The 7,881-nt window shown below is 71.9% G+C and carries 8 protein-coding genes; 1 reads left to right on the top strand and 7 read right to left on the bottom strand.

Annotated features, from left to right (window positions below; translation table 11 throughout):
* From EAD98_RS20105 to EAD98_RS20075, 7 genes are all read right to left on the bottom strand, one after another.
* Nucleotides 1-556: SRPBCC family protein (locus tag EAD98_RS20105; protein WP_121655596.1), on the bottom strand; the 556-nt coding region annotated here is incomplete at its 3' end.
* Entirely contained in the window at nt 553-1,422 is an 870-nt protein-coding gene (locus EAD98_RS20100) for a MoxR family ATPase (protein ID WP_121655595.1), read from the bottom strand. The genes EAD98_RS20105 and EAD98_RS20100, both read right to left, overlap by 4 nt.
* On the bottom strand, nt 1,419-1,994 hold the full coding sequence (locus EAD98_RS20095) for an NTP transferase domain-containing protein (protein WP_121655594.1): 576 nt from the start codon (nt 1,992-1,994) through the stop codon (nt 1,419-1,421). The genes EAD98_RS20100 and EAD98_RS20095 overlap by 4 nt, the downstream gene beginning before the upstream one ends.
* A 3-nt stretch (nt 1,995-1,997) precedes the next feature.
* Entirely contained in the window at nt 1,998-2,864 is an 867-nt protein-coding gene (locus EAD98_RS20090) for an XdhC family protein (protein ID WP_121655593.1), read from the bottom strand.
* A gap of 9 nt (nt 2,865-2,873) precedes the next feature.
* Entirely contained in the window at nt 2,874-5,264 is a 2,391-nt protein-coding gene (locus EAD98_RS20085) for an aerobic carbon-monoxide dehydrogenase large subunit (RefSeq protein ID WP_121655592.1), read from the bottom strand.
* Entirely contained in the window at nt 5,261-5,809 is a 549-nt protein-coding gene (locus EAD98_RS20080) for a (2Fe-2S)-binding protein (protein WP_121655591.1), read from the bottom strand. Before EAD98_RS20080 ends, EAD98_RS20085 begins: the two co-directional genes overlap by 4 nt.
* Nucleotides 5,810-5,811: 2 nt before the next feature.
* The gene (locus EAD98_RS20075) at nt 5,812-6,684 is read right to left on the bottom strand and encodes a xanthine dehydrogenase family protein subunit M (RefSeq protein WP_121655590.1); all 873 of its coding nucleotides are present in this window, start codon (nt 6,682-6,684) and stop codon (nt 5,812-5,814) included.
* A gap of 118 nt (nt 6,685-6,802) precedes the next feature.
* On the opposite strand from EAD98_RS20075, the gene EAD98_RS20070 reads away from it, so the two are divergent.
* A complete protein-coding gene (locus EAD98_RS20070; RefSeq protein ID WP_121655589.1) occupies nt 6,803-7,876 on the top strand; it encodes an XdhC family protein in 1,074 nt (357 codons plus the stop codon).
* The last annotated feature ends 5 nt before the right edge of the window (nt 7,877-7,881 follow it).

Genomic DNA, 7,881 nt, shown 5'->3' with positions numbered 1-7,881 from the left:
CCGTCAAGTCGAGCCCGGGTTCGGGCTGCGTGGCGGACGCGGCCCGGACGGGCCCGGCCTCGGACCGGGCGGCGGGCACCGACGCGGCCACCCCGGCGGCCGGGGGCGCCTGCTCGGCGGCCAGCCTGGCCTCCAGGTTGGTGACGAACTGGGCCAGCAGCTTGCCCGACACCTCCTTGATCATGCCGCTGCCGAACTGGGCCAGCTTCCCCGAGATCTTCAGGTCGGTGTCCACGCTGACCAGCGTCCGGTCGCCGTCCGGTCGAAGGTGGGCGGTGACCAGTGCGGAGGCGTTCCCCGCCGACCGGGCGTCACGGCCCTTCGCGTCGATCACCCCGCGGTACGCCGCGTCGTCCTTCTCCACGAAATGCGCGGTGCCCGCGAACTCCGAGATGACCGGACCGACCTTCACCTTCACCCTGCCCCGATAGACGTCACCGTCGACGCCGGTCAGTTGCGCGCCCGGCAGGCACGGCGCGATCCCTTCGAGGTCGGTGAGCACGGCCCAGGCCCGCTCGATCGGAACGTCGACCGCGAACTCGTTGCTGATCTTCATACCTGACTCTCCTGGTGGCTGCCGAGCGCGGCGGCGACGACGGCGCGGTCGTCGGCGGTCTTGGCGATGGTGCCGATGGTCCGTGAGACCTCGGCGGTGGCCAGGTCGGCGGCGCCCAGCACCGACAGTGCGGCGACCCAGTCGATGGTCTCCGCCATTCCCGGCGCCTTCTCCAACCCGAGGCCCCGCACGCCGCCGATGAACTGGACCGCCGTACGGATCAGCGGCAGGGTCGCGTCGGGGACGGCCCGGCGGACGATCTCCACGGCCCGGTGGGGTTCGGGGAAGTCGATCCAGTGGTACAGGCAGCGGCGACGCAGCGCGTCGTGCAGTTCCCGGCTGCGGTTGGACGTGAGCACCACGACGGGCGGCGTACGGGCGGTGAACGTACCGAGTTCGGGGATCGTCACCCCGGCCTCGCCGAGGAACTCGAACAGCAGCGCCTCGAACTCGTCGTCGGCGCGGTCGATCTCGTCGATCAGCAGCACCGGCGGGACCGGTCCCTGGTGGCGTACGGCCCGCAGGATCGGCCGTTCCTGGAGGAACTCGGCGCTGAACAGGTCAGCGTCGGTGAGCCGGGTCCGCTGCGCCTCGGCGAGCCGGATCGCCAGCAGTTGCCGCTGGTAGTTCCACTCGTAGAGCGCCTCGCCGGCGGTCAGCCCCTCGTAGCACTGGAGCCGGATCAGCGGCGTCTCCAACGCCCTCGCCAGCGCCTTCGCGGCGGCGGTCTTGCCGACTCCGGGTTCGCCCTCCAGCAGCAGCGGCCGGCCGAGCCGCAACGCCAGGAACAGGGCCATCGCCATGCCGTCGTCGACCAGGTAGTCGACGGCGTCGAGGCGGTGCCGGACGGCCAGCGCGTCCTTCACGGCTCTCCCGCCAGCAGCCGCTCGTAGTCCGCGCGGGTGTCCACGTCGATCGGCACCGGCCCGTCGACGGGCACCTCGGTCACCGGGTGGCGGCCGGAGTGCAGCAGCTTCCACACGGCCTTGTCGCCGTGCAGGTCGTACAGCTCGGGAAGGACCTCGCGGCCGAAGCGGAACGGATGGCCCAGGCCGTCGGCATACCGGCACACGGCCAGCGGGGTGGTCGCCGTGGCGACCCGGTGGACGTCGGCCGCGCGTACACCGGGCTGGTCGCCGAGCAGCAGCACGAGCGCGTCGGCGCGCGGGTCCACCGCCCGGGCGGCCGTGCTGACCGACGACCCGCAGCCGCTGCTGAACGCCGGATTCTCGACGACCTGGCACCCGGTGAGGTCCACCCGGTCGCGGATTCCGCTCGCCGCGCCGCCGAGGGTCACGAGCAGTTGGTCGAAGCCGCACGAGCGGGCCAGCTCAAGGGTCGCGTCGAGCAGCGTCCGTCCCCGGTACGGAAGCAACTGCTTCGCCTCGCCGAGACGAACCGACGCCCCCGCGGCGAGCACCAGTCCGGTCGTGAACACGGGCTACGCCGCCGTGAAACGCGCGAGGCAGCCGGCGCAGCAGAACCAGACGTCCTGCCCGTCGACCCGCGCGTACGGCGTTTCCGGCCCGACCAGCACGGTCATCCCGCACACCGGGTCGACGGCCTGCGGCGGCCGCGCGGCCGGCGCGCCCGACGACGGGCTCAGCCCGTCCACCCGGATCGCCCGGACCACCTCGGACATGATGGACAGCGCGATCTCCTGCGGCGTACGCGCGCCGATGTCCAGCCCGGCGGGGGAGTGGACGCGGGTCCGTTCGACGTCGGTCAACCCCAGCTCGTCGAGCACGACCTTGCCGCGTCTGGCGCTGGCGACCAGCGCGACGAACCCCACGCCGGCGTCCAGCGCGGCCCGGATCGCGTCCTGCTCGCCGCGGCCCAGTCCGGCCACCACGACGGCGGTGCAGCCGGGCCGGTCGTCCGACGTGACGACGTCGAAGTCCAGGAAGGCCGCCAGTGTCGCCACCGCGGCGGCGATCGGCGTGTCACCCACCACCCGCAGCATCGGCGCCGGCAGCATCGGTCGGAGGAAGACCTCGACGGCGCCGCCGGAGTGGCACGGGTTCACCACCACCCGTGCCCCCGGCGTCTCCGGAAACGGCTCGGCGCCGTCCGGCAGCACCCGCAGCAGCAGGGCGTCACCGTCGCGCAGGGCGTCGAGCGCGGCGGCCCGCACCGAACTCTCGGCGCACACCCCGCCCACGAAGCCCTCGATCGAGCCGTCCGCCCGGATCACCGCGGCGTCGCCCGGCCGGGCCGACGTCGGCTCCTGCGCGCGGACGACGGTGGCGTGCACGAACGGCTCCCGGGAGGTGGTCAGCTCCCGGGCACGTTCCGCGATCGTGGTCATCCCCGCCCCTCAGATCGGCGGCCGGGCCTGGCCGCGCATGGCGTCCCAGACCCGCGACGGCGTCAGCGGCATGTCGGCGTGCCGTACGCCGAAGGGCTTGAGGGCGTCCACGACCGCGTTGACGATCGCCGGGGGTGAACCGACCGTCGCCGACTCGCCGACGCCCTTCGCGCCGATCGGGTGGTGCGGCGACGGGGTGACGGTGAAGCCGGTCTCCCAGTCGGGCACCTCGAGTGACGTGGGGATCAGGTAGTCCATCAGCGACGCGCCGAGGCAGTTGCCGTCCTCGTCGAACGCGATCATCTCCATCAGCGCCATGCCGACCCCGTCGGTCAGCCCGCCGTGCACCTGCCCCTCGATGATCATCGGGTTGATCCGGGTGCCGCAGTCGTCGACCGCGATGAACCGCCGCACCTTCACCTGCGCGGTGCCGGGATCGATGTCCACCACGCAGATGTACGCGCCGTGCGGGTACGTGAGGTTCGACGGGTTGTAGCAGATCTGCGCCTCCAGCCCGCCCTCGATGCCCTCGGGCAGGTCACCCGCGCCGTGCGCGCGCATGGCGATGTCCTGGATCGTGACCGACGTGCCCGGGTCGCCCTTGACGTGGAACGCGCCCTTCTCCCACTCCAGGTCCGCCACCGAGACCTCGAGCATGCCCGAGGCGATGATCCGGGCCTTGTCGCGCACCTTGCGGGCCACCAGGGCGGCCGCCGCGCCCGACACGGGCGTCGAGCGGCTGCCGTACGTGCCGAGGCCGAACGGGGTGTTGTCGGTGTCGCCGTGCAGCACCTCGATGTCGGCCGGCGGGATCCCGATCTCCTCGGCGACGATCTGCGCGAACGTGGTCTCGTGCCCCTGGCCCTGGGACTGCACGCTGAGGCGTACCACGGCCTTGCCGGTCGGGTGGACGCGCAGCTCGCAGCCGTCCGCCATGCCCAGCCCGAGAATGTCCATGTTCTTACGGGGTCCGGCGCCGACCGCCTCGGTGAAGAACGCGATGCCGATGCCCATCAGCTCGCCGCGGGCGCGCTTCTCCTCCTGCTCGCGGCGCAGCTCGGCGTAGCCGGCCATGTCCATCGCCAGCCGCATGGTCGGCTCGTAGTTGCCGGAGTCGTACACCCAGCCGGTCTTCGTCGTGTACGGGAACTGCTCCGGCTGAATGAAGTTCTTCAGCCGCAGTTCGGCCGGGTCCATGCCCAGCTCGTCGGCGAGACAGTCGACGATCCGCTCGACCAGGTAGACCGCCTCGGTGATCCGGAACGAGCAGGCGTACGCGACCCCGCCGGGCGCCTTGTTGGTGTAGACCGCCGTCATCCGGCAGTAGGCGGCCTCGATGTCGTAGCTGCCGGTGAAGACCCCGAAGAAGCCGGCCGGGTACTTCACCGGCGCGGCGGTGCCGTTGAACGCGCCGTGGTCGGCCAGCACGTTGGTACGGATGCCGAGGATCCGGCCGTCCCGGGTCGCCGCGATCTCACCACGCATGATGTAGTCGCGGGCGAAGCCCGTGCTGATCAGGTTCTCCGACCGGTCCTCCATCCACTTCACCGGTTTGCCCGTGACGATCGAGGCGACGATCGCGCAGACGTACCCGGGGTAGATCGGCACCTTGTTGCCGAACCCGCCGCCGATGTCCGGCGCGATCACCTGGATCTTGTGTTCCGGGATGCCGGCCACGATGGCGTAGAGGGTGCGGTGCGCGTGCGGCGCCTGGGTGGTGGACCAGAGCCGCAGCTTGCCGTCGACGGCGTCGAAGTCGGCGACCGCCCCGCAGGTCTCCATCGGCGCCGGGTGCACCCGGGGGTAGACGAGATCCTGGCTGACCACGACGTCGGCGCGCGCGAACACCGCATCGGTGGCCGCCTCGTCGCCGGTCTCCCAGTCGAAGCAGTGGTTGTTCGTCTTTCCCTCAAGGTCGTCGCGGATGAGCGGAGCGTCCGGCGCCAACGCACGGCGGGCGTCGATCACCGGATCGAGGACGTCGTACTCGACGTCGATCAGCTCCAACGCGTCGCGCGCCGCGTACCGGTCGTCGGCGACGACGAACGCGACCTCCTGGCCCTGGAAGCGCACCTTGTCGGTGGCGAGCACGGCCTGCACGTCGTTGGAGAGGGTCGGCATCCAGGCCAGGCCCTGCTGCGCCAGCATCGCCCCGGTCACCACCGCCCGGACCCCGGGCGACGCCTCGGCGGCGCTCGTGTCGATGCTGACGATCCGGGCGTGCGCCACCGGAGCCCGGAGGATGGCCAGGTGCAGCATGCCGGGTAGTTGGACGTCGTCGACGTACCGGCCGCGACCGCGCAGGAACCGCGGGTCCTCCTTGCGGAGCATCCGGCCGTACCCGACGGGTTTCTGGTCGTTGTCGTGGAACGTGTCCGCGCGCTCGTGCACGGTGGTCATGCGACGGCCCCCGCAGTCTGGCCGGCGTCGGCGATCTCGCCGGCCTCGCTCGATTCGGTGGTCTCGGCGACCCGGGCGGCGGCCTCCGCCTCGGCCACGGCGGCCCATCGCACCGACCGCACGATGGTGGCGTAACCCGTGCACCGGCAGATCTGACCCGAGATCGCCTCCCGGATCTCCGTCTCACTCGGATCCGGGTTCCGGTCGAGCAGCGCTCGGGCGGTCATCATCATTCCCGGCGTGCAGAAGCCGCACTGCAGGCCGTGGCACTGCATGAAGCCCTCCTGGACCGGGTCGAGCTGGGCGCCCTTGGCGAGGCCCTCGACGGTACGCACCTGATGGCCGCCGGCCATCGCGGCGAGCACCGTGCACGACTTCACCGGCTCGCCGTCCAGCCAGACCACGCAGGTGCCGCAGTTGCTGGTGTCGCAGCCCCAGTGTGTGCCGGTCAGGCCCAGCACGTCCCGCAGGAAGTGCACCAGCAGCAGCCGGGCCTCGATCTCCCGGGTGACCTCGACGTCGTTGACGGTCATCGTGACCTGCATGCTCAGCTCCTCGCCCGCTCGACGGCCCGGCGCAGGGTCCGTCTGGTCAGCTCGGCGGCCAGATGCCGCTTGTAGTCGACGCTGCCGCGCTGGTCGGTCACCGGATCGCAGCTGGCCGCGGCGATCGCGCCGGCCTGCTCGAACATGCTCTCAGAGGGCTCCCGCCCGCGCAGCGCCGCCGAGATCTCCGGGATGCCGGTCGTGTTCGGGCCGACCGCCGCGAGCCCGACCCGGGCGTCGACGATCGTGCCGCCGTCGACCCACACCGCCGCGCCGGCCGACACCACCGCCCAGTCGCCGGCCCGGCGCTCGACCTTCTCGTACGCGCTGCCGCATCCGGGCCGCACCGGCAGCCGCACCTCGATGAGCATCTCGCCGTCCGCGACCGCCGTCTCGTACGGCCCGACGTGGAACTCCTCCATCGACACGACCCGTTCGGCGCCGCCCGGGCCGCGAATCACGCACCTCGCGTCCAGGGTGGTGCAGACCGCCGAGAGGTCCTCGGACGGGTCGGCCTGGCAGAGCGAGCCGCCCAGCGTGCCCCGGTTACGCACCACCGGGTCCGCGATCACCCGCTCGGCGTCGGCGAAGATGGGGAACGCCGCGGCGAGTTGGGTGGACTCGAGCAGCTCCCGATGTCGGGTGAGCGCGCCGATCCGTACCTCGTCCGGACCTGTCTCGATGTAGCCGAGCTCGCCGTGCAGATCGTTGATGTCGATGAGGTAGTCGAAGTTGGCCAGCCGGAGCTTCATCATCGGCAGCAGGCTGTGCCCTCCGGCGATCAGCCGGGCGGTGCTGCCCAGCCGCTCCAGCAGGCCGATGGCATGGTCCACACTGGTGGCTCGCTCGTACTCGAACGGTGCCGGCACCTGCATGTCGCACCTCCGTGGTCCCGGAAAATCTGATCCGGACGCCGGCCGAAGTCAACGGCGACCTAAGCAACTGCTTAGGTCGCCGTTGACGGTGCCGCCCGCGCTCGCGGATCGTGCGGCCATGCGGGACATCGTCGACGGACTGACCGGCTGGCGCGCCGCCGGCCTTCCATTCGCCGTCGCGACCGTCGTCCGGACCTGGCAGTCGGCGCCCCGGCGGCCGGGCGCGGCCATGGCGGTCTCCGCCGGCGGCGAGGTCCTGGGCAGCATCTCGGGCGGGTGCGTCGAGGGCGCCGTCTACGAGCTCTGCCGGACGGCGGTCGAGACCGGCCGGGCCCGCACCCAGACCTACGGCGTCAGCGACGACGACGCGTTCGATGTCGGCCTGACCTGCGGCGGCACGATCGAGGTGCTGGTCCAGCCGGACGTCGCGATGACCGGGTCCGACGAGGTGCTCGCGGCGATCCGGGACGGCCGGCCGGTCGCCACGGCCTCGGTCGAGAACGCGCAGTTGGTGATCTGGCCGGACCGGGTCGCGGGCACCCTCGGCGCGGCCAACCTGAATGACGCGGTGGCCCGGCAGGCCGCCGGCATGCTCGCCCTCGGCGCCACGGGCATGGTCCACCTCGGCCGCCAGGGGGAGGAGCGACTCGACGAGGTGTCCGTGTTCGTCCAGTCGTACGTGCCGCCACCCCGGATGATTATTTTCGGTGCGATCGACTTCGCCGCCGCGATGGCCCGGATCGGCACGTTCCTCGGTTACCACGTCACGGTCTGCGACGCCCGTCCCGTGTTCGCCACCCGCGCGCGGTTCCCCGACGCCGACGACCTGGTCGTCCAGTGGCCGCACAAGTACCTGGAGTCGACGACGGTCGACGACCGCACGGTGCTCTGCGTCCTGACCCACGACCCCAAGTTCGACGTGCCACTGCTTCAGGTCGCCCTCCGCACACCCGCCCGCTACATCGGCGCGATGGGCAGCCGTCGCGCACACGACGACCGGATGCGCCGGCTGCGCGAGGCGGGCGTGAGCGAGACCGCGCTGGCCCGGCTCTGCTCGCCGATCGGGCTGGACCTGGGCGCGCGGACACCGGAGGAGACCGCCGTGGCGATCGCCGCCGAGATCACCGCCCAGACCTGGGGTGGGTCGGGTCGCCCGCTCAGCGACCTGGCGACCCCGATCCACCACACCTGACCGAA

The organism is Micromonospora sp. CV4 (genome assembly GCF_003667455.1).
Classification (GTDB): domain Bacteria; phylum Actinomycetota; class Actinomycetes; order Mycobacteriales; family Micromonosporaceae; genus Micromonospora.
This window is presented reverse-complemented; position numbering and strand designations above follow the sequence as displayed.

Coding starts and splice junctions, on each gene's coding strand:
- EAD98_RS20070 (WP_121655589.1), top strand. CDS start 6,803: ATGCGGGACATCGTCGACGGACTGACCGGCTGGCGCGCCGCCGGCCTT.
- EAD98_RS20085 (WP_121655592.1), bottom strand. CDS start 5,264: ATGACCACCGTGCACGAGCGCGCGGACACGTTCCACGACAACGACCAG.
- EAD98_RS20075 (WP_121655590.1), bottom strand. CDS start 6,684: ATGCAGGTGCCGGCACCGTTCGAGTACGAGCGAGCCACCAGTGTGGAC.
- EAD98_RS20080 (WP_121655591.1), bottom strand. CDS start 5,809: ATGCAGGTCACGATGACCGTCAACGACGTCGAGGTCACCCGGGAGATC.
- EAD98_RS20090 (WP_121655593.1), bottom strand. CDS start 2,864: ATGACCACGATCGCGGAACGTGCCCGGGAGCTGACCACCTCCCGGGAG.